26 protein-coding genes are annotated in these 26,215 nt (G+C 62.4%); 16 read left to right on the top strand and 10 right to left on the bottom strand.

The window, feature by feature from the left end; genetic code table 11:
• Nucleotides 1–353: 353 nt before the first annotated feature.
• Nucleotides 354–1,133 (bottom strand): peroxide stress protein YaaA, encoded by a 780-nt coding sequence (gene yaaA / locus ACNFHO_RS25060; protein WP_416767707.1) that lies wholly within the window; start codon nucleotides 1,131–1,133, stop codon nucleotides 354–356.
• A 134-nt stretch (nucleotides 1,134–1,267) separates the two neighbouring features.
• Here yaaA and ACNFHO_RS25055 point away from each other — a divergent pair, with 134 nt between their 5' ends.
• From ACNFHO_RS25055 to moaE, 5 genes are all read left to right on the top strand, one after another.
• Complete coding sequence (locus tag ACNFHO_RS25055; RefSeq protein WP_416767706.1) at nucleotides 1,268–2,395, top strand: polysaccharide deacetylase family protein; 1,128 nt, start codon at nucleotides 1,268–1,270, stop codon at nucleotides 2,393–2,395.
• 291 nt (nucleotides 2,396–2,686) lie between these two features.
• On the top strand, nucleotides 2,687–4,081 hold the full coding sequence (locus ACNFHO_RS25050; protein WP_054894922.1) for a PhoH family protein: 1,395 nt from the start codon (nucleotides 2,687–2,689) through the stop codon (nucleotides 4,079–4,081).
• A 151-nt stretch (nucleotides 4,082–4,232) separates the two neighbouring features.
• On the top strand, nucleotides 4,233–4,703 hold the full coding sequence (moaC, locus tag ACNFHO_RS25045; RefSeq protein WP_416767704.1) for a cyclic pyranopterin monophosphate synthase MoaC: 471 nt from the start codon (nucleotides 4,233–4,235) through the stop codon (nucleotides 4,701–4,703).
• Nucleotides 4,703–4,948: a MoaD/ThiS family protein gene (locus tag ACNFHO_RS25040; protein WP_063546029.1), complete on the top strand. Its 246-nt coding sequence runs from the start codon at nucleotides 4,703–4,705 to the stop codon at nucleotides 4,946–4,948. Before moaC ends, ACNFHO_RS25040 begins: the two co-directional genes overlap by 1 nt.
• Nucleotides 4,949–4,950: 2 nt before the next feature.
• On the top strand, nucleotides 4,951–5,397 hold the full coding sequence (moaE, locus tag ACNFHO_RS25035) for a molybdopterin synthase catalytic subunit MoaE (RefSeq protein WP_065864156.1): 447 nt from the start codon (nucleotides 4,951–4,953) through the stop codon (nucleotides 5,395–5,397).
• 143 nt (nucleotides 5,398–5,540) lie between these two features.
• Here moaE and rhlB read toward each other — a convergent pair whose 3' ends face one another.
• Nucleotides 5,541–6,998: an ATP-dependent RNA helicase RhlB gene (gene rhlB / locus ACNFHO_RS25030; protein WP_416767702.1), complete on the bottom strand. Its 1,458-nt coding sequence runs from the start codon at nucleotides 6,996–6,998 to the stop codon at nucleotides 5,541–5,543.
• A 114-nt stretch (nucleotides 6,999–7,112) separates the two neighbouring features.
• On the bottom strand, nucleotides 7,113–7,769 hold the full coding sequence (locus tag ACNFHO_RS25025; protein ID WP_063546028.1) for an alpha/beta hydrolase: 657 nt from the start codon (nucleotides 7,767–7,769) through the stop codon (nucleotides 7,113–7,115).
• A 336-nt stretch (nucleotides 7,770–8,105) separates the two neighbouring features.
• Between ACNFHO_RS25025 and ACNFHO_RS25020 the strand changes: the two genes are divergently transcribed.
• From ACNFHO_RS25020 to ACNFHO_RS25005, 4 genes are all read left to right on the top strand, one after another.
• Entirely contained in the window at nucleotides 8,106–9,134 is a 1,029-nt protein-coding gene (locus ACNFHO_RS25020; RefSeq protein ID WP_054893972.1) for an amino acid ABC transporter substrate-binding protein, read from the top strand.
• Between the two features lie 67 nt (nucleotides 9,135–9,201).
• The gene (locus ACNFHO_RS25015; protein WP_063546027.1) at nucleotides 9,202–10,380 is read left to right on the top strand and encodes an amino acid ABC transporter permease; all 1,179 of its coding nucleotides are present in this window, start codon (nucleotides 9,202–9,204) and stop codon (nucleotides 10,378–10,380) included.
• 10 nt (nucleotides 10,381–10,390) lie between these two features.
• On the top strand, nucleotides 10,391–11,488 hold the full coding sequence (locus ACNFHO_RS25010) for an amino acid ABC transporter permease (RefSeq protein WP_063546026.1): 1,098 nt from the start codon (nucleotides 10,391–10,393) through the stop codon (nucleotides 11,486–11,488).
• Nucleotides 11,489–11,498: 10 nt separating this feature from the next.
• On the top strand, nucleotides 11,499–12,263 hold the full coding sequence (locus tag ACNFHO_RS25005; RefSeq protein ID WP_054893975.1) for an amino acid ABC transporter ATP-binding protein: 765 nt from the start codon (nucleotides 11,499–11,501) through the stop codon (nucleotides 12,261–12,263).
• Nucleotides 12,264–12,298: 35 nt separating this feature from the next.
• On the opposite strand, the gene algW is transcribed toward ACNFHO_RS25005, so the two are convergent.
• Nucleotides 12,299–13,459 carry a Do family serine endopeptidase AlgW gene (gene algW / locus ACNFHO_RS25000; protein WP_063546025.1) on the bottom strand — a complete coding sequence of 387 codons (1,161 nt, stop codon included), beginning with the start codon at nucleotides 13,457–13,459 and terminating at the stop codon, nucleotides 12,299–12,301.
• 200 nt (nucleotides 13,460–13,659) lie between these two features.
• Between algW and ACNFHO_RS24995 the strand changes: the two genes are divergently transcribed.
• From ACNFHO_RS24995 to cysN, 3 genes are all read left to right on the top strand, one after another.
• Nucleotides 13,660–14,418 carry a Nif3-like dinuclear metal center hexameric protein gene (locus ACNFHO_RS24995; RefSeq protein ID WP_063546024.1) on the top strand — a complete coding sequence of 253 codons (759 nt, stop codon included), beginning with the start codon at nucleotides 13,660–13,662 and terminating at the stop codon, nucleotides 14,416–14,418.
• Nucleotides 14,419–14,563: 145 nt separating this feature from the next.
• Nucleotides 14,564–15,481, top strand: coding sequence for a sulfate adenylyltransferase subunit CysD (cysD, locus tag ACNFHO_RS24990; RefSeq protein ID WP_009408193.1), 918 nt, complete (start codon nucleotides 14,564–14,566; stop codon nucleotides 15,479–15,481).
• 15 nt (nucleotides 15,482–15,496) lie between these two features.
• Nucleotides 15,497–17,398, top strand: coding sequence for a sulfate adenylyltransferase subunit CysN (gene cysN / locus ACNFHO_RS24985; protein WP_054893978.1), 1,902 nt, complete (start codon nucleotides 15,497–15,499; stop codon nucleotides 17,396–17,398).
• A 61-nt stretch (nucleotides 17,399–17,459) separates the two neighbouring features.
• Here the strand turns inward: cysN and ACNFHO_RS24980 are convergent, their stop codons facing one another.
• From ACNFHO_RS24980 to ACNFHO_RS24970, 3 genes are all read right to left on the bottom strand, one after another.
• On the bottom strand, nucleotides 17,460–17,705 hold the full coding sequence (locus ACNFHO_RS24980; protein WP_416767699.1) for a bacteriocin immunity protein: 246 nt from the start codon (nucleotides 17,703–17,705) through the stop codon (nucleotides 17,460–17,462).
• On the bottom strand, nucleotides 17,702–18,022 hold the full coding sequence (locus ACNFHO_RS24975) for an S-type Pyocin (protein ID WP_054893980.1): 321 nt from the start codon (nucleotides 18,020–18,022) through the stop codon (nucleotides 17,702–17,704). The genes ACNFHO_RS24980 and ACNFHO_RS24975 overlap by 4 nt, the downstream gene beginning before the upstream one ends.
• A gap of 167 nt (nucleotides 18,023–18,189) precedes the next feature.
• Entirely contained in the window at nucleotides 18,190–18,669 is a 480-nt protein-coding gene (locus ACNFHO_RS24970; RefSeq protein WP_054893981.1) for an Lrp/AsnC family transcriptional regulator, read from the bottom strand.
• Nucleotides 18,670–18,796: 127 nt separating this feature from the next.
• Between ACNFHO_RS24970 and ACNFHO_RS24965 the strand changes: the two genes are divergently transcribed.
• The gene (locus tag ACNFHO_RS24965) at nucleotides 18,797–20,002 is read left to right on the top strand and encodes a methionine gamma-lyase (protein ID WP_416767698.1); all 1,206 of its coding nucleotides are present in this window, start codon (nucleotides 18,797–18,799) and stop codon (nucleotides 20,000–20,002) included.
• A gap of 61 nt (nucleotides 20,003–20,063) precedes the next feature.
• On the opposite strand, the gene ACNFHO_RS24960 is transcribed toward ACNFHO_RS24965, so the two are convergent.
• On the bottom strand, nucleotides 20,064–20,501 hold the full coding sequence (locus ACNFHO_RS24960) for a YhcB family protein (protein WP_054893983.1): 438 nt from the start codon (nucleotides 20,499–20,501) through the stop codon (nucleotides 20,064–20,066).
• 136 nt (nucleotides 20,502–20,637) lie between these two features.
• Here ACNFHO_RS24960 and ACNFHO_RS24955 point away from each other — a divergent pair, with 136 nt between their 5' ends.
• The 3 genes from ACNFHO_RS24955 to zapE all read left to right on the top strand — a co-directional run bounded on the left by ACNFHO_RS24955 (nucleotide 20,638) and on the right by zapE (nucleotide 23,827).
• Complete coding sequence (locus ACNFHO_RS24955; RefSeq protein ID WP_416767697.1) at nucleotides 20,638–21,273, top strand: alpha/beta hydrolase; 636 nt, start codon at nucleotides 20,638–20,640, stop codon at nucleotides 21,271–21,273.
• A gap of 25 nt (nucleotides 21,274–21,298) precedes the next feature.
• Nucleotides 21,299–22,648: a tryptophan--tRNA ligase gene (locus ACNFHO_RS24950; protein WP_054893985.1), complete on the top strand. Its 1,350-nt coding sequence runs from the start codon at nucleotides 21,299–21,301 to the stop codon at nucleotides 22,646–22,648.
• Nucleotides 22,649–22,732: 84 nt separating this feature from the next.
• On the top strand, nucleotides 22,733–23,827 hold the full coding sequence (zapE, locus tag ACNFHO_RS24945; RefSeq protein ID WP_416767696.1) for a cell division protein ZapE: 1,095 nt from the start codon (nucleotides 22,733–22,735) through the stop codon (nucleotides 23,825–23,827).
• A 63-nt stretch (nucleotides 23,828–23,890) separates the two neighbouring features.
• Here zapE and ACNFHO_RS24940 read toward each other — a convergent pair whose 3' ends face one another.
• Together ACNFHO_RS24940 and ACNFHO_RS24935 are read right to left on the bottom strand one after the other, a co-directional pair.
• Nucleotides 23,891–24,787: a GlxA family transcriptional regulator gene (locus tag ACNFHO_RS24940; protein WP_172964850.1), complete on the bottom strand. Its 897-nt coding sequence runs from the start codon at nucleotides 24,785–24,787 to the stop codon at nucleotides 23,891–23,893.
• Nucleotides 24,788–25,024: 237 nt separating this feature from the next.
• On the bottom strand, nucleotides 25,025–26,065 hold the full coding sequence (locus ACNFHO_RS24935) for an NADP(H)-dependent aldo-keto reductase (RefSeq protein ID WP_416767695.1): 1,041 nt from the start codon (nucleotides 26,063–26,065) through the stop codon (nucleotides 25,025–25,027).
• Nucleotides 26,066–26,215 lie beyond the last annotated feature (150 nt).

Below are 26,215 nucleotides of genomic sequence, written 5' to 3'. Positions count from 1 at the left end.
CACGCTCGTGATTCGTTACGGGTGCTATGAGCGATCTGCGAAGGGAGAAGTTCCGAGGTGCGTTCAGGGCAGATGAAAGATTTCTAAATATTTTTTCAGTGAGAAATACTTTCATTCTGATAGCACGGATGGGTTTCGTGCCTATATATAAAGGGCGAAATCAAGATGAGATGGTTATATGCCAGTATCGGAAAAATTTTTTCAAAATTCGTCAAAAAACTACGAACGGTCTTATGGCGTTTGGCGATAAGCTCAGCCTTGCCTGTTTTTTGGCGCCGGTAATTTGGCTTTTTTGAGGCGGGGTTTGCAGGAGCGCGCTGGTTGGGGCGCTCCTGCAAGACGGGGAAGCAGGGCTAGTCCGCTGAGTGGTCGCGCAGGAACACCAGGTGGTCGGGCTTCGATTGTTCGGCGCTGTAGTAGTAGCCTTGCACGTCGAAGCGCTTGAGCTGCTCGGGATCGTTGATGCGCTCCTGGATCACGAAGCGGCTCATCAGGCCACGCGCCTTCTTGGCGTAGAAGCTGATGATCTTGTACTGGCCGTTCTTCAAGTCCTTGAAGTCGACGTTGATCACGCGGGCATTCAGCGCATTCTTCTTCACGGCGCTGAAGTACTCGTTGCTGGCCAGGTTCAGCAGCAGGTCATCGCCTTGTTCGGCCAGGGCCTGGTTCAGCCACTCGCTGATGCGCGTGCCCCAGAAGGCGTAGAGGTCCTTTCCGCGTACGTTCGCGAGCTTGGTGCCCATTTCCAGGCGGTAGGGCTGCATCAGGTCCAGCGGCCGCAGCAGGCCATAGAGGCCCGAGAGCATGCGCAGGTGTTGCTGGGCATAGCTGAAGTCGTCCTCGCCAAGGGTTTCGGCATCCAGACCTGTGTATACGTCGCCCTTGAACGCCAGCAGCGCCTGCTTGGCGTTGGCGGGGGTGAAGTCTGGGGTCCAGCTGCCGAAGCGCGCGGCATTGAGGCCGGCAAGCTTGTCGGACAGGTGCATCAGCTCGGCGATCTGCGCTGGCGACAGCTCGCGCAGTTGGGTGATCAACGTCTGCGAATCGTCCAGGTACTGCGGCAGGGTATGGCGCTGGGTCACCGGTGGGGTGTCGTAGTCGAGGGTCTTGGCGGGGGAAATCACCGTCAGCATGGGTCGGCTCCTGAAATCGTCGGCGACGATTCTACGGGGCCAGCAGGGCAACGCCAAACTATGGTGACGATAGTCACAGACCATCGCCTGGGCAGGCGCTATAGTGCGCATCATCCGTTTAGGGAGAACCGATCGTGCGCATTGCCTTCGCCGTGCTGGCCGGGTTGTTCAGCCTGGCTGTGCAGGCCGCTCCAGCCAATTCCGTCAGCTTCGACCGCAGCCATTGGCCCGAGCAACTCGACAGCCCGGTGCTGTTCGACGTGGCATCGCGCGCGCAGATCCTCTCCTTCGCCCAGGTGCTGCATGAAAGCGAGATGCTCGATGAGCGCGCCCTGGCGGCGCGCCTGGGGCTGCGGCAGATCAACCTGGCGGTGATCCGTTCGGTGCGGGCGCGCATGTGGCAGCGGTTGTGGGAAAACTTCCAGCAGGCCCAGCTTAGTTGCGAGCAGGATGCATCGTTCTGCTATCCGCTGGATTCGATGGCGGATTTGCGTACGCGTTCGGCTACGTTCGCTACAGATGTCGGCGAATTCTATAAAGAATGGGTCGAGCCCAGCCATCAGTTCAACGTTCGTTACCTTGACGAGCAATTGCGCAAGGCGGCCTTGTTTCCACAGACCAGCAGCGAGATCGAGCGGCTGTCGAATGGCGAGCGCAGTGGGGATGAACTCAACGACCGGATGTTCCTGCTGACGTTCGTCGGCGGCCCTGGCCCGGTCGGCAGCAACACGGACCTGCTCAACGATTACCTGCGCCGGCAAAAGCTGGGCGCAGTTTTCTTCGTTCTGGGCAACCGCGTGCAGCAGCGCCGCGACATGGCCCAGGGGGCCAATGTCGCGGCGCTCTACGCTGGACAGTGCGTGGGGATTCAGGGCTGGGAGTATCGCTCCCACGCCCAGTGGCAGGGCTGGCAGGATTCCCTGCGGCGCAGCCAGGCGCAGGTGCAGGGGCTGATGCCCGAGCAGTACGTGCCGCTGTTCCGCCCACCCTATGGGCAGCGCCGTGCCGACGGCGAGGCGTTCATGGCGGCGCAAGGGCTGCAGGTGTCACTGTGGGACATCGACGCCCAGGACGATGGCGCGCTGGATGCCGAGCAGTCGGCCCAGCGGGTGATGACCTTGATGCTGCTATGGCGCAAGGGTGTGATCCAGTTCCACGATACCTTGCCCAAGGCACAGCCGGCGCTGGAATGGCTGTTGCAGCACACGGCGCAGAGCGGGATCGGGTGGGAGGACTGCATGGAGTACGCGCATCTGCGCTAGGCAAAATCCAGGGTCCAACATTGACTGTAGTCCCCCGTCACCTTATCGCCAAGCGCGGTTCGTCATTCGGCAAAATAAACTTCACCGGAGCGTAAAAAGTCTTTTTTCCGTCACGCCTTTTGCGGTATGAAGGAATCAGACAGCCGATTCCTGCAGCACAGGTGGCGTCATCCAGGCCCTCCTTTGCCAGGTGCGCTCCCCGCCCGTAACGACGCGGATACGGGGAGAACGGCGGTCACTCTGCGGTGCAGCGAAGCTGTGCCGTCCTGCTTTCACATAAGGTGACCGAGTATGGATGACCAAGGACGCAACCCTTCCTCCAACCAGCCAATCCTGTATGTGCTCGATACCAACGTCCTGATTCACGATCCCAACGCTTTGCTCAACTTCGAGGAGCACCACGTCGCCATACCGATGACGGTGCTGGAGGAACTCGACAAGCTCAAGACCGGTAAACAGACCATCGCCGCCGAATGTCGCCAGGCCATTCGCCTGATCGACCAGACCCTCGGTGATGCATCACCCAACGATGTCGAACAAGGGGTGCCGATCCAGCGTGGCAAGGGCGGGCCGAAGGGCTTCCTGTCGATCCTGATGAGCCCGCGCAACGAACCGAACCGGCTGCTGCCGGAAAACCTCAACGACAACATCATCATCAACCAGCTGCTGGAGCTGCGTGCCAGGCGGGCTGACCTGGACGTGGTGCTGGTCACCAAAGACATCAACATGCGCCTGAAGGCGCGCGCCTGTGGCATCGCCGCCGAGGACTACAGCACCGACCAATTGGTCGACGATGTGTCCCTGCTCTCGAAGGGCTACCACTCGGTCACCGGCTCCTTCTGGGACCGGGTCAGCAAGGTCGACACCCGCCAGGAACGGGGCCGCACCTGGCATCGCGTACAACTGATCGACAACTTGCCGGCTGTGCACGTCAATGAGTTCATCATCGACGAGCAAGGCTTCGTCGGCTGGATCAAGGGCATTCGCGAGAACGAGCTGCTATTGCTCGACCTGCACCAGGAGCCGCTGCTGCATCAGGAAGCCTGGGGCCTCAAGCCCCGCGACATCCACCAGAGCCTGGCGCTGTTCGCCCTGCTCGACCCGGACATCCACCTGGTCAATCTCACCGGCGCGGCCGGCTCGGGCAAAACCATCCTGGCACTGGCTGCAGCCATCGAGCAGACCATGGTCAGCAAGCGCTACCGGCGTATCATCGCCACCCGCAGCGTGCAGGGGCTGGACCAGGAGATCGGCTTCCTGCCGGGCACCGAGGCGGAAAAAATGGAGCCCTGGCTGGGCGCCATCACCGACAACCTCGAGGCGTTGCACATGGATGACGAAAGCACCCATGGCAGTGTCGAATACATCCTCGAACGGGTCCCGCTGCAGTTCAAGTCGCTGAACTACATCCGTGGCCGCAGCTTCCAGCAGAGCCTGATCCTGATCGACGAATGCCAGAACCTCACCCCGCACCAGATGAAGACCATCATCACCCGTGCAGGCTCTGGCTCCAAGGTGGTCTGCCTGGGCAACCTGGCGCAGATCGACACCCCCTACCTGTCCGCGACCAGCTCGGGCCTGACCTACCTGACCGAGCGCTTCAAGGACTTCCCCCATGGCGTGCACATCACCCTGCAGGGTGTGCCGCGTTCGGTACTGGCCGAGTACGCCGAGTCGCATCTGTAGACCCGGATCGCTCATTACGCAGGCTCGCCCGCTCCCACACGGTTGTGGGGGCGGGCGAGCCCTGTGATGAGGCCGAGCCTGCCGACACATTCCCCTGCGCAAAGCTGACCCACAGGTTTACACTCTGCTTTCCCTTCACAGGAGCAGAGCAGTGCTGACTCATCTCGATTCCCAGGGGCGTGCCAACATGGTCGACGTCACTGAAAAAGCCGTGACTGCGCGCGAGGCGATCGCCGAGGCACGGGTGCGCATGTTGCCGCAGACCTTGCGGATGATCGTCGACGGCGAGCATCCCAAGGGCGATGTGTTCGCCGTGGCGCGCATCGCAGGTATCCAGGCGGCGAAGAAGACCAGCGACCTGGTCCCGCTGTGCCATCCGCTGATGCTCACCAGCGTCAAGGTCGAGCTGGCTGCCGAAGGCGAAGATGTGGTGCATATCGTTGCCCGTTGCAAGCTGGCCGGGCAGACCGGTGTCGAGATGGAAGCGCTGACCGCCGCCAGCGTCGCGGCGCTGACGATCTACGACATGTGCAAGGCCGTGGACAAGGGCATGGTCATCGAGCAGGTGCGGCTGCTGGAGAAGCTCGGCGGCAAGAGCGGCCACTACAAGGTGGAGGGGTGATGAAGATCAAGGCCCTCTATTTCGCTCGTTACCGTGAGCTGCTTGGCGTTGATGCCGAGCGTCTGGAAGGGGATTTCAAGGTGCTCGACGACGTGCGCCAGGCGCTGGTTGCCAGAGGCGGCGTTTACGCCGTGCTGGCCGAGCAGAACCTGATGTGCGCGCGTAACGAGGAGCTGTGCAGGCTCGATGAGCCGGTCGAGGACGGCGATGAGCTTGCCTTCTTCCCGCCGGTGACCGGAGGTTGAGCATGGGCGTACGGGTACAGCAGGCGGCGTTCGACCCCGGTGCCGAGGTCAATGCCATGCACGCTGCCAATGTTGGCGTGGGCGCGGTGGTCGGGTTCGTCGGTTATGTGCGCGACTTCAACGACGGTCGCGAGGTGGCGGGGATGTTTCTCGAGCACTACCCAGGCATGACCGAGAAGGCCCTGGCCAAGATCGTGGTCGAGGCCGAGCAGCGCTGGCCGTTGCTCAAGGTCGAGGTGCTGCACCGCATCGGTGCGCTGGAGCCGGGCGAGCCGATCGTGTTCGTGGGTGTCGCCAGTGCCCATCGGCAGGCCGCGTTCGATGCCTGCAACTTCATCATGGACTATCTAAAGACCCGGGCGCCGTTCTGGAAGAAGGAGAACACTCAGGAAGGGCCGAGGTGGGTCGAAGGCAGGCAGAGTGACCAGGATGCTGCCGGGCGCTGGTAGAACCTCTGCCTGATGGCCGGGGCGTTGCCCCGGTTCGCGGGCAAGTCGGCGCCTACAGGTACCCGCTGCCCTCAGGTCCAGCACATTACCTGTGGGAGCGGCGGTGCGGCGACCCGACTTGTCCGCGAAGAATCCAGTACCGATCAGTGATGCTTGCGCGGCACTGGCGTGAGCAATTCATCCGGCGGCGTCTCGCACTTGATCTTGCGCCCCAGCAGTTCCTCGATCGCCGGCAACTGGTAGGAGTCATCCTCGCCGGCAAAACTGATCGACACACCACTGGTGCCTGCACGGCCGGTACGGCCGATGCGGTGCACGTAGTCGTCCGGGTCTTCCGGCAGGGTGAAGTTGATCACGTGGCTGATACCGTCGATATGGATCCCGCGCCCGGCCACGTCGGTGGCCACCAGCACGGTGATGCGCCCTTCGCGGAAGTTTTCCAGGGTACGGATGCGCTTGTGCTGCGGCACATCGCCCGACAGTTGGGCGGCATTGATGCCGTCGCGCACCAGCTTCTCCTCGATGCGCCGCACCTCGTCCTTGCGATTGGCGAAGACCATCACCCGTTCCCACTTGTTCTGCGTGACCAGGTTGTACAGCAGCTTGTACTTGTCGCTGCCCGCCACGGCATAGACGTGCTGCTCGACCGTCTCGCTGGCGACGTTCTCCGGCTCGATCTCGACGATGGCTGGATCAGTGGTCCACTGCTTGGCCAGGTTCATGACGTCGTCGGTGAAGGTGGCGGAGAACAGCAGGGTCTGGCGTTCGCTCTTGGGCGGGGTCTGGCGGATGATCTGGCGTACCTGCGGGATGAAACCCATGTCGAGCATGCGGTCGGCTTCGTCCAGCACCATCACCTCGACCATGTCCAGGTGCACTTCGCCGCGTTGCTGGAAGTCCAGCAGGCGGCCCGGGGTGGCGACCAGGATGTCGCAGTAGCGCTTTTCCAGGGCCTTGAGCTGCTTGTCGTACTCCATGCCGCCGACGAAGCTCATCACGCTCAGCCCGCTGTACTTGGTCAGGGCCTCGGCGTCCTTGGCGATCTGCACCACCAGTTCGCGGGTCGGGGCGATGATCAGGGCACGCGGCTCGCCCATGTAGCGTTCCTTGGGCGGCGGGGTCTGCTGCAGCTGCGAGATGATCGAGATCAGGAACGCGGCCGTCTTGCCGGTGCCGGTCTGGGCCCGGCCGATGGCATCCTGGCCACGCAGGGTGTAACCCAGGACCTGGGCCTGGATCGGCGTGCAGTAGGGGAAGCCCAGGTCGTGGATGGCATGCATCAGCTCGTTGGAGAGCTTGAAGTCGTGGAAGCGGGTCTTGCCTTCCTGAGGCTCGACCACGAAGTCCTCGGGCTTCCACAGGCTGGCCTGGGGCTTGGGTTTGCGCTCACGGCGGGGTTTTTCCCGGGGCGGCTCGACAGGCGCGGCTTCAGCCTTGGCCACAGGTTCGGGCTGGCTGCGCGGCGCAGACTTCGCTCTTGGCGGTTTCGGGGGCCGGGCCGGTGCAGGCTGAGGCGTGGGTGCAATCACGGGGGCAGCGGGCGCGACGGCCTGTGGGGCGGCGTCTCCCTTGCCGAATATTTTCTTGAGTGCCTTGAGCACGGTCGTCTCGTCAACTGGTTAAGGAATGTACGCCGGGCAGTGTAATGCAAGATCCAGGCTCGGCGTAGTACCGGGTGTAGTCCAATGCGCCGACGGCTACAGGCGCACGTCGATTTACAGCAGGCGCTTGGCCAGCCAGTCGTGGATATCGCTCAGTTCCTCGACCACCACCTCGTGTTCCATGGGGTATTCGTGCCAGCGCGCGGCCACGCCCCAGGTGTTCAGGTACTCGAAGGCCGTGCGGCCCATCGACGGGATCACCACCGGGTCATGCACACCGTGCAGGCACAGGGCCGGGGTACGTTGCTGGCAAGCGCTGAGCTGATGGCTTTCGTTGAAGGTCGGGGCGTAGGTGGACAGGGCGATCACCCCTCCGAGCGCTTCCTGCCACTTTATATAGGCGGTATGCAGCACTACGGCGCCGCCCTGGGAAAATCCGGCGAGGATGATCCTCGACAGGTTGATGCCCTTGGCCTGCTCGGCCTTGATCAGCTCGATGACCTGGTCGGCCGATTCTTCAAGTTGCGCCTCGTCGATGGCCCGGGCCGGGGTCATGGCCTTGATGTCGTACCAGCTCGGCATGGCATAGCCGCCGTTGATGGTGACTGGGCGGGTCGGCGCCTGGGGCATGATGAAACGGGTGCTTTGCAGACGTTCCTGCATGAATTCCGCCACCGGTAGGAAGTCGTAACGGTCGGCCCCCAGGCCGTGCAACCAGATCACACAGGCGTCGGCGGTCTTCTGGGGTTCGAGAATCAGCGGGTTGGTCATGACTGCTCCGAAAAAGTGCGTAAGAACTTATTGAGTGCGTAAAAAGAAGGCGCTGGTGGTTAGTGCCATAAAAAGATGTCGCAACTCTACAACTTTACCCCCTTGACGCATGCTTAAACGCTTAAGGCGGCAACTATGGTACGCGCTTTGCTACGTTCGTACCGATGCGATGGACGGGGACCTGAACGGTAACACCCGCCCACGTGGATGGAAGGCTGTCACAGAACAGCCCATTGCGCCAATTGACCCAAAAACAAGCCAACAAGGGTCGGATGCGCCTCATAAGGGTGCGGTGCAATTCCGGCTCGGTACAACAAGAGCATTTGGAGGTTGTTGATGAAGATGTTGAAAACCACGCTGGCAGTCCTGACCGCTGCCGCCACCCTGGGCACCGTGGGCGCCGCCCAGGCTGGCGCCACGCTCGATGCGGTAAAGAAGAAGGGCTTCGTCCAGTGTGGCGTGAGCGACGGCCTCCCGGGCTTCTCCGTTCCTGACGCCCAAGGCAAGATCGTCGGCATCGACGCCGACGTCTGCCGCGCCGTGGCTGCCGCCGTGTTCGGCGACGCCACCAAGGTCAAGTTCAGCCAGCTCAACGCCAAGGAGCGCTTCACCGCGCTGCAGTCCGGCGAAGTCGACGTACTGTCGCGCAACACCACCTGGACCAGCTCGCGTGACGCTGGCATGGGCCTGGTGTTCGCCGGTGTCACCTACTATGACGGCGTGGGCTTCCTGGTGAACAAGAAACTGGGCGTTTCCAGCGCCAAGGAGCTCGATGGCGCGACCATCTGCATCCAGGCCGGTACCACCACCGAGCTGAACGTCTCCGACTACTTCCGCGCCAATGGCCTGAAATACACCCCGATCACCTTCGACACCTCCGACGAGAGCGCCAAGTCGCTGGAGTCCGGTCGTTGCGACGTGCTGACCTCCGACAAGTCGCAGCTCTACGCACAGCGCTCCAAGCTGGCGGCTCCCACCGAGTACGTGGTGCTGCCGGAAACCATCTCCAAGGAGCCTCTGGGCCCGGTCGTGCGTAAAGGCGACGAGGAGTGGTTCAGCATCGTCAAGTGGACACTCTACGCCATGCTCAACGCCGAAGAAGCAGGCGTGACCTCGAAGAACGTCGAGGCCGAAGCCAAATCCACCAAGAACCCTGACGTCGCCCGCCTGCTGGGTGCCGACGGCGAGTACGGCAAGGACCTGAAACTGCCCAAGGACTGGGTAGTGCAGATCGTCAAGCAAGTCGGCAACTACGGTGAAGTATTCGAGAAGAACCTGGGCAAGAGCACCCCGCTGGAAATCGACCGCGGCTTGAATGCCCTGTGGAACAACGGCGGCATCCAGTACGCACCGCCTGTGCGCTGATGGCTGCCCCCCGCGACGGCATCCGGCCGTCGCGGGTCGTTCGACTCCCTTCTTTTCGGGGCATTTCATGCAAAATCATATCGGCGCACGGAAAGGGTTATCCCTGAGCGATCCACGTGTGCGCGCGTGGCTGTTCCAGATCCTCACGGTCGTGGCCGTGATCGGCCTGGGCTGGTACCTCATCCACAACACCCAGACCAACATGCAGCACCGAGGGATCACCTCGGGCTTCGACTTTCTCGAGCGCAGTGCCGGTTTCGGCATCGCCCAGCACCTGATCGACTACACCGAAGCCGACACCTATGCACGGGTGTTGCTGGTTGGCCTGCTCAATACCCTGCTGGCAAGCGTCATCGGCATCATCATCGCCACCGTGCTTGGCTTCGTCGTCGGCGTTGCCCGGTTATCCTCGAACTGGGTGATCAGCAAGCTGGCGGCCGTTTACGTCGAGACCTTCCGTAACATTCCACCGCTGCTGCAGATCCTGTTCTGGTACTTCGCGGTATTCACCGCCCTGCCGGGGCCACGCGGCAGCATCAACATCGATGACCTGTTCTTCATCAGCAGCCGTGGCGTGAACATGCCCGGAGCCTCCATCGGCGAAGGGTTCTGGCCGTTCGTCGTGGCGGTGCTGCTGGCGGTCGTGGCCACTGCCCTGATGGTGCGCTACGCCAACAAACGCTTCGATGAAACCGGCCAGCCGTTCCACAAGTTCTGGGTAGGGCTGGCGCTGCTCGTTGGCATTCCCGGTATCAGCGCGCTGCTGTTTGGCAACCCATTGCAGTGGGAAGTGCCGCAGCTCAAAGGTTTCAACTTCGTCGGCGGCTGGGTGCTGATTCCCGAATTCCTCGCGCTGACCCTGGCACTGTCGATCTACACCGCCGCCTTCATCGCCGAAATCGTGCGCGCGGGTATCCGCTCGGTCAGCCATGGCCAGACCGAAGCGGCCCGTTCGCTGGGGCTGCGCGAAGGGCCGACCTTGCGCAAGGTCATCATTCCGCAGGCGATGCGGGTGATCATTCCGCCGCTGACCAGCCAATACCTGAACCTGACGAAGAACTCGTCGCTCGCGGCGGTCATCGGCTATCCGGAATTGGTGTCGCTGTTTGCCGGCACGGTGCTGAACCAGACCGGCCAGTCGGTCGAGGTCATGGCGATCACCATGGCTGTGTATCTGACGATCAGCATCAGCATCTCGTTGCTGATGAACTGGTACAACAAGCGCATTGCGCTGATCGAGCGGTGAGGACAGGCGCATGACTTCCCATGTTTTCAAACCCGATATGCCGCCACCGGTGAAGACCGTCGGCGTGCTGGCGTGGATGCGCGCCAACCTGTTCTCCAGCTGGATCAACACGCTGTTGACCCTGTTCGCGATCTACCTGATCTGGCTGATCGTGCCGGCACTGCTGCAGTGGGCGTTCCTGGACGCCAACTGGACGGGCACGACCCGCGCGGACTGCACCAAGGACGGCGCATGCTGGGTGTTCATCCAGCAACGCATCGGCCAGTTCATGTACGGCTATTACCCGAGCCAGTTGCGCTGGCGGGTCGACCTGACCGTGTGGCTGGGCGTGATCGCCGCCGCACCGCTGTTCATCCGCCGGTTCCCGCGCAAGGTGCCCTACGGTATTGGTTATCTGGTGCTGTATCCGATCCTCGCCTACCTGCTGCTGCACGGTGGCAGCTTCGGCCTGACGCTGGTGCCGACCTCGCAATGGGGCGGCCTGATGCTGACCTTGGTCATTGCGACCGTAGGCATCGCCGCAGCCTTGCCGCTGGGCATCCTGCTCGCACTGGGACGGCGCTCGAAGATGCCGGTGGTCAAGGCCGTGTCGGTGACTTTCATCGAGTTCTGGCGTGGCATTCCGCTGATCACCGTGCTGTTCATGTCGTCCGTGATGCTGCCGCTGTTCATGCCCGAGGGCACGAGCTTCGACAAGCTGCTGCGGGCGATGATTTTCGTGATCCTGTTCGAGTCGGCCTACATTGCCGAGGTGGTTCGCGGCGGCCTGCAGGCGATTCCCAAGGGGCAGTACGAGGCAGCCGCGGCGATGGGGCTGGGCTATTGGCGTGCCATGGGCCTGGTGATCTTGCCGCAGGCCCTGAAGCTGGTGATCCCCGGCATCGTCAACACCTTCATCGCGCTGTTCAAGGACACCAGCCTGGTGATCATCATCGGCCTGTTCGACCTGCTCAACAGCACCCGCCAAGCCACGGCAGATCCTGCCTGGCTCGGCATGGCGACCGAGGGCTACGTGTTCGCGGCCCTGGTCTACTGGATTTTCTGTTTCGGTATGTCCCGCTACTCCATGCACCTGGAGCGCAAGCTGGACACTGGCCACAAGCGTTAGGAGTTTCGAAATGAGTGAAGCGATCAAGCAGCCTGCCGGCCCCGAAGGCATCATCCAGATGCAGGGTGTGAACAAGTGGTATGGCCAGTTCCATGTGCTCAAGGATATCAATCTGAACGTACGTCAGGGCGAGCGCATCGTCCTGTGCGGGCCGTCCGGCTCGGGCAAGTCCACCACCATCCGCTGCCTGAACCGATTGGAAGAGCACCAGCAGGGGCGCATCGTCGTCGATGGCGTGGAGCTGACCAACGACCTCAAGCAGATCGAGGCGATCCGTCGTGAAGTCGGCATGGTGTTCCAGCACTTCAACCTGTTCCCGCACCTGACCATCCTCGAGAACTGCACCCTGGCACCGATGTGGGTTCGCAAGATGCCCAAGCGCAAGGCCGAGGAAATTGCCATGCATTACCTGGAGCGTGTGCGTATTCCAGAGCAGGCGCACAAGTTTCCGGGGCAGTTGTCGGGCGGTCAGCAGCAACGTGTGGCCATTGCCCGCGCGCTGTGCATGAAGCCCAAGATCATGCTGTTCGACGAGCCGACTTCGGCACTCGATCCGGAAATGGTCAAGGAGGTGCTCGACACCATGGTCGGCCTGGCCGAAGACGGCATGACCATGCTCTGCGTCACCCACGAGATGGGCTTCGCCCGCACCGTGGCGAACCGGGTGATCTTCATGGACAAGGGCGAGATTGTCGAGCAGGCCTCGCCGGATGACTTTTTCGACCGGCCGCGCAGTGACCGGACCAAGTTGTTCCTGAGCCAGATCCTGCACTGATGTGACTGGGGCCGCAAAGCGGCCCCATCTTGTTGTTACTTTTCTTCCTTGGTCGCCACCGGCGCCGGTGGCGGACGCAGCCCGACCTCGGCAATCAGCTTCAACTGCTTGCCATTGCGCATCACCTCGATGCTGATCTTCTCGCTGGGTTTGATTCGTGCCACCTGGTTCATCGACCTGCGACCATCGCCGGCCGGCTCGCCATTGATGCTCATGATCACGTCACCCAGTTGCAGCCCCGCACGCTGGGCCGGGCCGTCGCGGAAAATACCGGCGACAACGATGCCCGGACGCCCCTGCATGCCGAACGACTCGGCCAACTCTTCGCTCAATGGCTGCACCTCGATGCCCAGCCAGCCGCGAATCACCTGGCCATGCTCGACGATCGACTTCATCACCTCCAGCGCAAGCTTGGCGGGGATGGCGAAACCGATACCCTGCGAACCGCCGGATTTGGAGAAGATCGCGGTGTTGATGCCGATCAGATTGCCGTTGGCGTCGACCAGTGCACCGCCGGAGTTGCCCGGGTTGATGGCCGCGTCGGTCTGGATGAAGTCTTCGTAGTTGTTCAGCCCCAGCTGGTTGCGGCCGGTGGCGCTGATGATGCCCATGGTCACGGTCTGGCCGACGCCGAAGGGGTTGCCGATGGCCAGGCAGACATCGCCGATGTGGATGTTGTCGGAGCGGCCGATGGTGATGGCTGGCAGGTTCTTCAGGTCGATCTTCAGCACCGCCAGGTCGGTTTCCGGGTCGCTGCCGATGACCCGGGCCAGGGTCTCGCGGCCATCCTTGAGCGCCACCACGATCTGGTCGGCCCCGCTGGTCACGTGGTTGTTGGTCAGCAGGTAGCCTTCAGGGCTCATGATCACCGCCGAGCCCAGGCTCGACTCCCAGCGCCGCTGCTTGGGCAGGTTGTCGCCGAAGAAACGACGGAACTGCGGGTCTTCGAACAGCGGATGGGCGCTCTTGTTCACCACTTTGGTGGTGTACAGGTTGGCGACCGCGGGCGCCGCCAGGGTGACGGCGTCGGCATAGCTGACCGGGCCCTGCATGATCCGGGAAGTCTGCGGTGCCTGTTGCAGGTTGACGTCCTGGCTGGGCAGGCCGACCCATTCCGGGAAACGCTGGATGATCAGTGCGGCGATCAGTACGCCAGTGAGCAGGGGCCAGCCAAAGTAACGCAAAGCCTTGAGCATCGAATGAATCCTGGAAATGGGACGAGGGCCGGGGCGCGAACGCGCGCGATCATACACCTCGGTGATCGGTGAGGGTATGGATCGCGAAGCAGCCGAAGCTGATGTACGCCGGTTTCCCCGAGTCCGGCGACGGCCCATAATGGCGCCCAGTATACGAGGCCTGGCGCCCGTTGAAGCAGCGAATTACGAGGAGATTTTCCATGGCCGTCGCCCTTAGCACCCTGGTCGAGGAAGCCGAGCGCTACCTGTCCAGCGCCAAGATCCAGGATTACTGCCCCAACGGCCTGCAGGTCGAGGGGCGTCCGCAGGTCAGCCGCATCGTCACGGGCGTCACGGCCAGCCAGGCCTTGCTCGATGCCGCAGTCGAAGCCGAGGCCGACCTGGTGCTGGTGCACCATGGCTACTTCTGGAAGGGCGAGAGCCCGTGCATCACCGGGATCAAGCAGCGACGCATCAAGACCCTGCTCAAGCACGACATCAGCCTGCTGGCCTTCCACCTGCCGCTGGACGTGCACCCTGAGGTGGGCAACAACGTGCAGTTGGCGCGCCAGCTCGACATCACCGTCGAAGGCCCTCTCGACCCCGAAAACCCGCGGGTGGTCGGCCTGATCGGCTCGCTCGCCGAGCCCATGTCGGCCGGCGATTTCGCCCGCCGCGTGCGCGAAGTCATGGGCCGCGAGCCGCTGTTGGTCGAGGGGGAGGGGATGATCCGCCGGGTCGGCTGGTGTACCGGTGGCGGCCAGGGCTATATCGACAACGCCATCGCCGCGGGTGTCGACCTGTTCATCAGCGGCGAGGCCTCCGAGCAGACGTACCACAGCGCGCGCGAGAACGGCATCAGCTTCATTGCAGCAGGGCACCACGCCACCGAACGCTATGGGGTGCAGGCGCTGGGCGACTACCTGGCCAAGCGCTTTGCCCTGGAGCACCTGTTCATCGATTGCCCGAATCCGATTTAGGCAGGTGCGGTCCTCAAACCCCCAGTCATATCATTAGACCGTTTCGATCTAGCAGCCCGCCTAAATAGAATCAGGCGCTGTGATAAAGTGGCTCGCTCGAACACGGCCCGCTGGCCGTCCATAAGATCGTTTTTCGTGAGTAGCCATGGTCGACAAACTGACGCACTTGAAACAGCTGGAGGCGGAGAGCATCCACATCATCCGCGAGGTGGCCGCCGAGTTCGACAACCCGGTGATGCTGTACTCGATCGGCAAGGACTCCGCCGTGATGCTGCACCTGGCGCGCAAGGCTTTCTTCCCGGGCAAGCTGCCGTTCCCGGTGATGCACGTCGACACCCAGTGGAAATTCCAGGAGATGTACCGCTTCCGCGACAAGATGGTCGAGGAAATGGGGCTGGAGCTGATCACCCACGTCAACCCCGAGGGTGTGGCGCAGGGGATCAACCCCTTTACCCACGGCAGCTCCAAGCACACCGACATCATGAAGACCCAAGGCCTGAAGCAGGCCCTGGACAAGCATGGTTTCGACGCCGCCTTCGGTGGCGCGCGCCGCGATGAAGAGAAGTCGCGGGCCAAGGAGCGCGTCTACTCGTTCCGCGACAGCAAGCACCGCTGGGACCCGAAGAACCAGCGTCCGGAGCTGTGGAACGTCTACAACGGCAAGGTCAACAAGGGCGAGTCGATCCGCGTCTTCCCGCTGTCGAACTGGACCGAGCTGGACATCTGGCAGTACATCTACCTCGAAGGCATCCCGATCGTGCCGCTGTACTTCGCCGCCGAGCGTGAAGTCATCGAGAAGAACGGCACCCTGATCATGATCGACGACGATCGCATCCTCGAGCACCTGAGCGACGAGGAGAAGGCGCGCATCGTCAAGAAGAAGGTGCGTTTCCGTACCCTGGGCTGCTACCCGTTGACGGGCGCTGTCGAGTCCGAAGCCGAAACGCTGACCGACATCATTCAGGAAATGCTTCTGACGCGTACTTCCGAGCGTCAGGGCCGAGTCATCGACCACGATGGCGCCGGCTCCATGGAAGACAAGAAACGTCAGGGCTACTTCTAACTTCAGGGTTACTCCATGTCGCACCAATCCGATTTGATCAGCGAAGACATCCTCGCTTATCTGGCTCAGCACGAGCGCAAAGAACTGCTGCGTTTCCTCACCTGTGGCAACGTGGATGACGGCAAGAGCACCCTGATCGGGCGCCTGCTGCACGACTCCAAGATGATCTACGAGGACCACCTCGAGGCCATTACCCGTGACTCGAAGAAGTCCGGTACCACGGGCGAGGAAGTCGACCTGGCGCTGCTGGTCGATGGCCTGCAGGCCGAGCGCGAGCAGGGCATCACCATCGATGTCGCCTACCGCTACTTCTCTACCGCCAAGCGCAAGTTCATCATCGCCGACACCCCGGGCCACGAGCAGTACACCCGCAACATGGCCACCGGCGCCTCGACCTGCGACCTGGCGATCATCCTGGTCGATGCCCGCTACGGCGTGCAGACCCAGACCCGCCGCCACAGCTATATCGCCTCGTTGCTGGGCATCAAGCACATCGTCGTCGCGATCAACAAGATGGACCTCAAAGGCTTTGACGAGCAGGTCTTCGAGTCGATCAAGGCCGACTACCTGAAGTTCGCCGACGCCATCGACCTGAAGCCGTCGAGCCTGCACTTCGTGCCGATGTCGGCGCTCAAGGGCGACAACGTGGTCAACCGCAGCGAGCGCTCGCCGTGGTACACGGGCCCGGCGCTGATGGAGATCCTCGAGACCGTCGAGGTTTCGGCTGACCGCAACGTCACCGATCTGCGTTTCCCGGTGCAGTACGTCAATCGCCCGAACCTGAACTTCCGCGGCTTTGCCGGCACCATCGCCAGTGGCGTGGTGCACAAGGGCGACGATATCGTGGTGCTGCCGTCGGGCAAGAGCAGCCGCGTCAAGTCCATCGTCACCTACGAAGGCGAGCTGGAGAACGCAGGCCCAGGTCAGGCCGTGACCCTGACCATGGAAGACGAGATCGACATCTCCCGCGGCGACCTGCTGGTGCATGCCGACAACGTCCCGCAGGTGGCCGACCAGTTCGAGGCCATGCTGGTGTGGATGGCCGAGGAGCCAATGCTTCCGGGCAAGAAGTACGACATCAAGCGCGCCACCAGCTATGTGCCGGGCTCGATTGCCAGCATCACCCACAAGGTCGATGTGAACACCCTGGAGCAGGGTGCCGCCAGCGCGCTGCAATTGAACGAGATCGGTCGCGTCAAGGTCGCCCTGGACGCCGCCATCGCGCTGGACGGTTACGACAGCAACCGCACCACCGGTGCGTTCATCGTCATCGATCGCCTGACCAACGGCACCGTCGGCGCCGGCATGATCATCGCGCCGCCGGTGCTGCCGCACGGCGGCACCGGTCAGCACGGCAAGCTCGCCCACGTCTCCACTGAGGAGCGTGCCCTGCGCTTCGGCCAGCAGCCAGCCACCGTGCTGTTCAGTGGCCTGTCGGGCGCCGGCAAGAGCACCCTGGCCTACGCCGTGGAGCGCAAGCTGTTCGACATGGGCCGTGCGGTCTACGTGCTCGACGGCCAGAACCTGCGCCATGACCTGAACAAGGGCTTGCCGCAGGATCGCGCCGGTCGCACCGAGAACTGGCGTCGCGCCGCTCACGTGGCGCGCCAGTTCAACGAGGCGGGCCTGCTGACCCTGGCCGCCTTCGTCGCCCCGGATGCCGAAGGCCGCGAGCAGGCCAAGGCGCTGATCGGCAAGGAACGCCTGGTGACCGTCTACGTCCAGGCTTCGCCGCTGGCGTGCCGCGAGCGCGACCCACAGGGCCTGTATGCCGCCGGTGGCGACAACATCCCGGGTGAAAGCTTCCCGTTCGATGTGCCGCTGGATGCGGACCTGGTGATCGACACCCAGAGCACCAGCGTCGAGGACGGCGTGAAGCAAGTGCTGGATGTGCTGCGCCAGCGCGGCGCGATCTGACGTTCGCTGCTGCACCAGAAACCCCGCTTCGGCGGGGTTTTCTGTTGATGGCCAGACCCATTCAGGCCAGCCCATTGTCCTGCCGCCACGTCATCACCTTTTGAACAATGCTGTTCGCCGACTCGCTGGTGCCTGATTCAGGGTGATAGATGAGGTCTGACCCCTGCGGGTGAGCGGTGATGTCGATGAAGTGCTCCAGCAACCCATCCTGGAACTCGGACGAACCTTGTGCGGCGATCAGCATTTCGACCAGCGATTCGAACTCGTCAGGTGCGTAGTCGTTCAGCTGTTGCCTGAAGGTGATCATTCCTCGACCTCCGAGGACAGCGCATATTGCAGGGCGCTCATGATCCGCATGTTGTCCATGTCGTACACCACTGCGCTGAGCTCCGGTGGCAAGAGGTGGCAGATCTGGTAGGAGCGCAAGCCTCTGGCCGTTTCACCGAACGGCGCGCGAGGCGCCCAGCCTTTCTTGATTCGGTTCAATTGCGATTCGACAAATTGCTTCGAGAGTACCGGGTCTTCGGCGATGGTCATCCAGAAGGTGCTGGAGAACTGGTCGAAGCTTGTGAAATGGTGTCCGGCGAGTTTTTGGGCAATGTGAGTGGGGATGGGTGTGGCCATGCTGTTAGTGCTCCTTGTGCATGACAGGGTGAGGTGCCCCATGATCAACGCTTGGTCAGCCAGGGAATAGATTCCGATTGCCGAGTTCTGCGCGGGTTGTTTTCGTGTGGCGAGTCAGAAAACTCCGCTACTGGTGTCGTCCAGGGCTGGCACCCAGTGCAAGACGCCTAGATATGCTTCTCCCCCACCGGAATCACCCGCCTTTCCTTCACCGCCTTGTACGAAAAGCTCGAATAGATTTCCTTCACCCCGGGCAGTGTCTGCAGCACTTCGCGGGCGAATTCGCCGAAAGACTCCAGGTCCCGCGCGAGGACCTCCAGGAGGAAGTCATAGCGCCCCGAGATGTTATGGCAGGCGACGATTTCCGGGATTTCCATCAGGCGCTTCTCGAAGGCGCGGGCAGCGTCCTTGTTGTGCGATTCCATCATGATGCTGACGAATGCAGTGACACCAAAGCCCAGAGACTTGGGCGAAAGGATGGCCTGGTAGCCGGTAATGTAGCCGCCTTCCTCCAGCAGCTTTACCCGACGCCAGCAAGGTGAGGTGGTCAGGGCGACCTGGTCGGCGAGGTCGGCGACGGTGAGGCGGGCGTTGTCTTGCAGGGCGCCGAGCAGGGCGCGGTCCGTTCGGTCGAGAGGGGCTGGCATGGTGTGCCCTTTTTTCGGTCTGATTGTTGTTTTTGTTCCAGAACTGCCGATGTTCACGGGGCAATTTGGAAAAAAATCCGGTGTGCCAAGGCATAAGCTTAGAACAAACAACAAGGAGGCTGTTGTCATGCGCGCCACTGTCGACAAGACCGGTTTTTCCACGCGGGCCATTCACCATGGCTACGACCCGCAGTCCCACGGTGGTGCGCTGGTGCCGCCGGTCTACCAGACCGCGACCTACGCGTTCGAAAGTGTCGAGTATGGTGCGGCCTGTTTTGCCGGCGAGCAGGCCGGGCATTTCTACAGCCGTATCTCCAACCCGACCCTGGCCCTGCTCGAGCAGCGCATGGCTTCGCTTGAAGGTGGCGAGGCGGGCCTGGCGCTGGCCTCGGGGATGGGCGCCATCACTTCAACGCTGTGGACGCTGCTGCGTCCCGGTGATGAGCTTATCGTCGGCGATACCCTGTATGGCTGCACCTTCGCTTTCCTGCACCATGGCATCGGCGAATTCGGCGTCAAGGTGAAACATGTCGATCTGAACGATCCCGCTGCGCTCGAGGCGGCGATCACCTCCAATACACGGATGATCTATTTCGAAACCCCGGCCAACCCCAACATGCACCTGGTGGACATCGCCGCAGTGGTGGGCGTGGCGCGCCAGCATGAGCTGCTGGTGGTGATCGACAACACCTACTGCACCCCCTATCTGCAACGCCCGCTGGAGCTGGGCGCGGACCTGGTGGTGCATTCGGCGACCAAGTACCTCAGTGGCCATGGCGATATCACCGCGGGATTGGTGGTGGGGCGCAAGGCGCTGATCGACCGCATTCGCCTGGAAGGCTTGAAGGACATGACCGGCGCCGTGCTGTCGCCGCACGACGCATCGCTGCTGATGCGCGGTATGAAAACCCTGGCCCTGCGCATGGAGCGCCATTGCAGCAATGCCTTGCGCGTGGCGCAGTTTCTGGAGCGGCATCCGCAGGTCGAGCTGATTCACTACCCAGGCCTGCCGAGCTTTGCACAGTTCGGCCTGGCGCAGCGGCAGATGCGTTTGCCGGGCGGGATGATTGCCTTCGAGCTCAAGGGCGGCATCCAGGCGGGGCGACGTTTCATGAACGCGTTGCAGTTGTTCAGCCGGGCGGTGAGCCTGGGGGATGCCGAGTCGCTGGCGCAGCACCCGGCGAGCATGACCCATTCGAGCTATACGCCCGAGGAACGGGCGCAGCATGGGATTTCCGAGGGGTTGGTGCGGTTGTCGGTGGGCCTGGAGGATGTCGACGACCTGCTGGCAGATCTTGGGCAGGCCCTCGGGAGCCGTGTTCGAGTTGAGTGATGGCCACTTCTCACGGGCACAGAAAAGGCCGCTTTTAGCGGCCTTTGTCATGCTTGCTGGGTCAACGCTTGAGGCCGTAGCTCTCGTCGAGCATGCCTGGCGAGTTCGGCGCCTTGGGCGCGTAGTCGCGTGGGACTTCGGCGGTATCCTTCGGCGGTGTCAGGCGATCGCGCGGACCTTGCGCGGCTTCGGAGTGCAACGAAGCGAGCAGGCGCTGGCGGGTCAGTTCGTCCAGGGCCAGGCGATTGGCCCCGTCGGCCAGGTGATCCTGCACATCCTGGTAGCTCTGGGTCAGTTTCTTGACCAGCGAAGCAGTGCTGTTGAAGTGGGTGACCACTTCGTTCTGGTAATTGTCGAAACGCTGCTGGATGTCATCCAGCTGGCGTTGCGTACTGCTGGGAGCCGCGTTGGGGAGAAGGCGGGCCAGGGCGAAACCGACGACGACACCAACGACCAGTGCCAGGGTCGGCAGCAACCAAACAAGGAGCGAGTGTTCCACGAGTCCTTCCTCTATAAACGGCTTTGCTTTACGTTAACGGCTCAGACCTGCGCTGTATACCGCGAGCAATCGCAAATCAGAACAGATTTCCCCCCTCTAGACGAATCGACCCCCCTCGAGGTCACGGAGTAGTGCCTTGCTTGTCCGCGAAACCCCCTTGTTCATCGACGGCCCCAGTGGCCCGCTGGAAGCCTTGTACCTGGACGTGGCAGATGCCCGCGGCGTGGTGCTGATCTGCCACCCCAACCCGGTCCAGGGCGGCACCATGCTCAACAAGGTGGTCTCGACGCTGCAGCGCACGGCTCGCGATGCCGGCTACAGCACCCTGCGCTTCAACTACCGTGGCGTCGGCCAGAGTGCCGGCAGCCACGACATGGGGGCTGGCGAAGTGGCCGATGCCGAGGCCGCCGCGGCCTGGCTGCGCGACAAACACCCTGAGCTGGCGCTGGTACTGATGGGCTTCTCGTTCGGGGGCTTCGTCGCCGCCAGCCTGGCCGGACGCCTCGAGGCCGACGGGGTGACGCTGCAACATCTGTTCATGATTGCCCCGGCGGTGATGCGCCTGACCGAGCAGTTCCCGCTGGCGCAGCAGTGCCCGACCACCGTGGTCCAGCCCGACGCCGACGAGGTGGTCGATCCTGCGCTGGTCTATGAATGGTCCGACACACTGACGCGCCCCCATGAGCTGCTGAAAGTGGCAGAATGCGGACACTTCTTCCATGGCAAGCTGACCGATCTGAAGGATCTGGTGCTGCCGCGTCTTTCGAACTGAGCCAAGCCTGAATAAGCGATCACCCATGACCACGCGCATTCTCACCGGTATCACCACCACCGGCACCCCGCACCTGGGCAACTACGCCGGTGCCATCCGTCCGGCGATCCTCGCCAGCCAACAGCCCGGTGCCGACTCGTTCTACTTCCTGGCCGACTATCACGCCCTGATCAAGTGCGACGACCCGCTGCGCATCCAGCGCTCGCGCCTGGAAATCGCCGCCACCTGGCTGGCCGGTGGCCTGGATCCCGACAAGGTCACGTTCTACCGTCAGTCCGACATTCCCGAGATCCCCGAGCTGACCTGGCTGCTGACCTGCGTGGCTGCCAAGGGCCTGCTCAATCGTGCCCACGCCTACAAGGCCTCGGTCGACAAGAACCTGGAAAACGGCGAAGACCCGGATGCCGGTGTGTCCATGGGCTTGTACAGCTATCCGGTGCTGATGGCTGCCGACATCCTGATGTTCAACGCACACAAGGTCCCGGTCGGTCGCGACCAGATCCAGCACGTTGAAATGGCCCGTGACATCGGCCAGCGCTTCAACCACCTGTTCGGCCAGGGCAAGGAGTTCTTCGTCCTGCCCGAGGCGGTGATCGAGGAGAGCGTGGCCACGCTTCCGGGCCTGGACGGTCGCAAGATGTCCAAGAGCTACGACAACACCATTCCGCTGTTCACCAGCGCCAAGGACATGAAGGACGCCATCTCGCGCATCGTCACCGATTCGCGTGCCCCAGGCGAGGCGAAGGACCCGGACAACTCGCACCTGTTCACCCTGTACCAGGCCTTCGCCAGCGCCGCACAAGCCGGCGAGTTCCGCGAAGAGCTGCTGCAGGGCCTGGGCTGGGGCGAGGCGAAAAGCCGCCTGTTCCAGTTGCTCGACGGCCAGCTGGCCGAGAAGCGCGAGCACTACCATCAACTGATCTCGCGGCCGTCGGACCTGGAAGACATCCTCCTGGCCGGCGCCGCCAAGGCCCGCAAGATTGCCACGCCGTTCCTCGAGCAGTTGCGCGAATCGGTGGGCCTGCGCTCCTTCCGCAGCAGCGTCCAGGTCAACGCCGAAGTGAAGAAGAAGGCCGCCAAGAGCGCGCGCTTCGTCAGCTTCCGCGATGAAGACGGCAGCTTCCGCTTCCGCCTGCTGGCCGCCGATGGCGAGCAATTGTTGCTGTCGCGCAGCTTCGCCGACGGCAAGAGTGCAGGCGCGGTGAGCAAGCAACTGCAGCAGGGGGGCGAGGCGGATGTGCGTGTAGATGGCCTGGGCTTCAGCCTGTGGCTCGATGGCGAGCAGGTGGCCGACGGGCCGCAGTTCGCCGATGCAAGCGCCCGTGATGCGGCGGTGCTGAGCCTGCGTGAGGCGTTGGCGCCCCAGCAGGACTGAGGCATATTGACACAAGTCTGATTGCCATTAAGCGGGCCGGTCGCTACAGTGACGGCCCGTTTTTTGTTGCCTCGCTAACGAATCATGACGCCCCTAGAACGATATCAAGCAGATCTGAAACGCCCCGATTTCTTCCATGACGCGGCGCAGGAAACGGCTGTGCGTCACTTGCAGCGCCTGTACGACGACCTGGTCGCCGCGCAGAACAACAAGCCGGGCGTGTTCGGCAAGCTGTTCGGCAAGAAGGAGCAGACGCCGGTCAAAGGCCTGTATTTCTGGGGCGGGGTAGGGCGTGGCAAGACCTACCTGGTCGACACCTTCTTCGAGGCGCTGCCGTTCAAGGAGAAGATGCGCACCCACTTCCACCGCTTCATGAAGCGTGTGCACGAGGAAATGAAAACCCTCAAGGGTGAGAAGAACCCGCTGACCATCATCGCCAAGCGCTTCTCCCAGGAAGCCAAGGTGATCTGCTTCGATGAGTTCTTCGTGTCCGACATCACCGATGCGATGATCCTCGGCACCTTGATGGAAGAGCTGTTCAAGAACGGCGTCTCGTTGGTGGCGACCTCCAACATCGTGCCGGACGGCCTGTACAAGGACGGCCTGCAGCGTGCGCGCTTCCTCCCGGCCATCGCCATGATCAAGCAGTACACCGATATAGTGAACGTCGACAGTGGCGTCGACTATCGCTTGCGCCACCTGGAGCAGGCGGAGCTGTTCCACTTCCCGCTCAACGAAGCTGCCCACGAGAGTCTGCGCGCCAGTTTCAAGGCACTGACCCCCGATTGCACTCAGGCGGTCGAGAACGACGTGCTGATGATCGAGAATCGCGAGATCCACGCGTTGCGCACCTGTGACGACGTCGCCTGGTTCGACTTCCGCGCCCTGTGCGATGGGCCACGCAGCCAGAACGACTACATCGAGTTGGGCAAGATCTTCCATGCCGTGCTGCTGAGCAACGTCGAGCAGATGGGCGTCACCACCGACGACATCGCCCGCCGCTTCATCAACATGGTCGACGAGTTCTATGATCGCAACGTCAAACTGATCATTTCGGCCGAAGTCGAGCTCAAGGACCTGTACACCGGTGGACGCCTGAGCTTCGAGTTCCAGCGTACGCTCAGCCGACTGCTGGAAATGCAGTCCCACGAATTCCTGGCTCGCCCGCACAAACCCTGAAGCAGTACCTGCCCCCTGGCAGGAACGGGCTTGCCCCGCTCTTGCCAGGGGCGGCTGGTGTTCTCAGGCTTCCTGCATGAACTGCTGCCGATACTGGTTCGGCGACAGTTCAGTGTGCTGGCGGAAGAGCCGGGCGAAGAAGCTCGCGTCGTCATACCCCACCTCATAACTGATGGTCTTGATGCTCTTGCGGGTGCTCGAGAGCAAGCCCTTGGCTGTCTCGATGCGCAGGCGCTGCAGGTAGTGCAGTGGCTTGTCCCCGGTCGCGCTCTGGAAGCGGCGCATGAAGTTGCGGATGCTCATGCCATGGTTGCGCGCCACGTCCTCGAAGCGGAACTTGTCGGCGAAGTGCTCCTCCAGCCAGTGCTGGATCTGCAGGATGATCAGGTCCTGGTGCAGCTTCTGGCCGCCAAAGCCCATGCGCCCCGGCGTGTAGTTGCGCTGCACTTCGTAGAGGATGTCGCGAGCCACCGCCCGCGCGACGTTGGCGCCGCAGAAGCGCTCGATCAGGTAGATGTACAGGTCGCAGGCCGAGGTGGTGCCGCCGGCGCAGTACAGGTTGTCGGCGTCGGTCAGGTGCTTGTCCTGATTCAGGCGGATGGTGGGGAAGCGTTCGGCGAAGCTGTTGAAGAAACGCCAGTAGGTGGTCGCCTCCTTGCCATCGAGCAGGCCTGACTCGGCGAGCCAGAACACGCCGCTGGCTTCACCGCACAGCACGGCGCCACGGGCGTGCTGCTCACGCAGCCAGGGTAGGACTTGCGGGTAGCGGGCGAGCAGGTTGTCGAAGTCGTCCCAGAACGCCGGCAGGATGATCACATCGGCGTCACCCAGGCCACTGTCCACGGGGAGTTGTACGTCGCTGAAGCTGTCCACCGGCTGGCCGTCAGGGCTCACCAGGTGAATTTCGAACATCGATTGCAGCCCCAGGCCCAGTTGCTTGCTGTAACGCAGGCTGGCCAGGTGGAAGAAGTCCTTGGCCTGCATCAGTGTCGAAGCGAACACCTTATCAATGGCCAGGATGCTGACGCGCCGCAACGACGCGGAGGGTTGGGTAAACATCATTGTCATTGTTCTTATAGGGTAGAGTGGTCAATCACCGGCTGGATCGTCTTATTTTTTGGCGATTGTGTCTACCCCGAAGAAATGCGCCGCCTTCTTCGCGGGCCTACCTGCGAAGAAGGCAGCAATGCTATCGCCTCAAGGCGCCGGATTCGGCTGCCCCTGGTGAATCGCCTCGATCGCCGCCAGTAGTTCGTCGCCGAGTTTCAGTTCGATGCTTGCCAGGTTGCTGCGCAACTGCTCGAGGCTGGTCGCCCCGATGATGTTGCTGGTCACGAACGGCTGGCGGGTGACGAACGCCAAGGCCATCTGTGCCGGATCCAGGCCATGTTCGCGGGTCAATTGCACGTAGCGGCTGCAGGCGGCCACGGTCTGCGGGTTGGAGTAGCGGGCGAAGCGGCTGAACAGGGTCAGGCGTGCGTTTTCAGGGCGCGCGCCGTTTTCGTACTTGCCCGACAGCATGCCGAAGGCCAGCGGCGAATAAGCCAGCAGGCCGCACTGCTCGCGGATCGCTACTTCCGCCAGGCCCACCTCGAAGCTGCGATTGAGCAGGTTGTACGGGTTCTGGATCGAAACTGCCCGTGGCCAGCCCCGGCTTTCGGCCAGGTGCAGGAACTTCATGGTGCCCCACGGCGTTTCGTTGGACAGGCCGATGTGGCGGATCTTGCCGGCGCGCACTTGCTCGTCGAGCACCTCCAGTGTTTCCTCCAGCGGCGTGAACAGGTCGTTGGGCAGGTGCTGGTAGCCCAGCTTGCCGAAGAAGTTGGTCGAACGTTCCGGCCAGTGCAGTTGGTAGAGGTCGATGCGGTCGGTCTGCAGGCGCTTGAGGCTTTCGTCCAGCGCAGCGACGATGTGCTGGCGGTTGTGCTTGAGCTGGCCGTCGCGGATATGGCTGATGCCGTTGCCGGGGCCGGCGACTTTGCTGGCGAGGATCCAGTCGTCACGGTCGCCATTGGCGGCGAACCAGTTGCCGATGATGCGTTCGGTGGCCGCGTAGGTCTCCGGGCGCGGCGGCACCGGGTACATTTCGGCGGTATCGATGAAGTTGATGCCGGCGGTCTTGGCCAGGGCGATCTGCTCGAAGGCCTCATCCTGGACGTTCTGCTCACCCCAGGTCATGGTGCCCAGGCACAGTGCGCTGACGTTGAGGTCGGTACGGCCGAGCTTGCGGTATTCCATCGGAAGGCTCTCTGCTGGACAAAGAAACCATCAAAGCAGGTTGAAAATCTTTGCGCAATCTGGATAATGCTGGGCCTCTCCGTGTGGCGGAAGTGATGCACCACCATGCAGGAAGAACCCCGTCGATCATGGGCGTGCCCGACCCGAGCC

It is taken from the genome of Pseudomonas sp. NY15374, assembly GCF_048068255.1.
Classification (GTDB): domain Bacteria; phylum Pseudomonadota; class Gammaproteobacteria; order Pseudomonadales; family Pseudomonadaceae; genus Aquipseudomonas; species Aquipseudomonas machongensis.
Note: the sequence above shows the minus strand (reverse complement) of the source record. Positions and strands in the feature narration are given on the sequence as shown.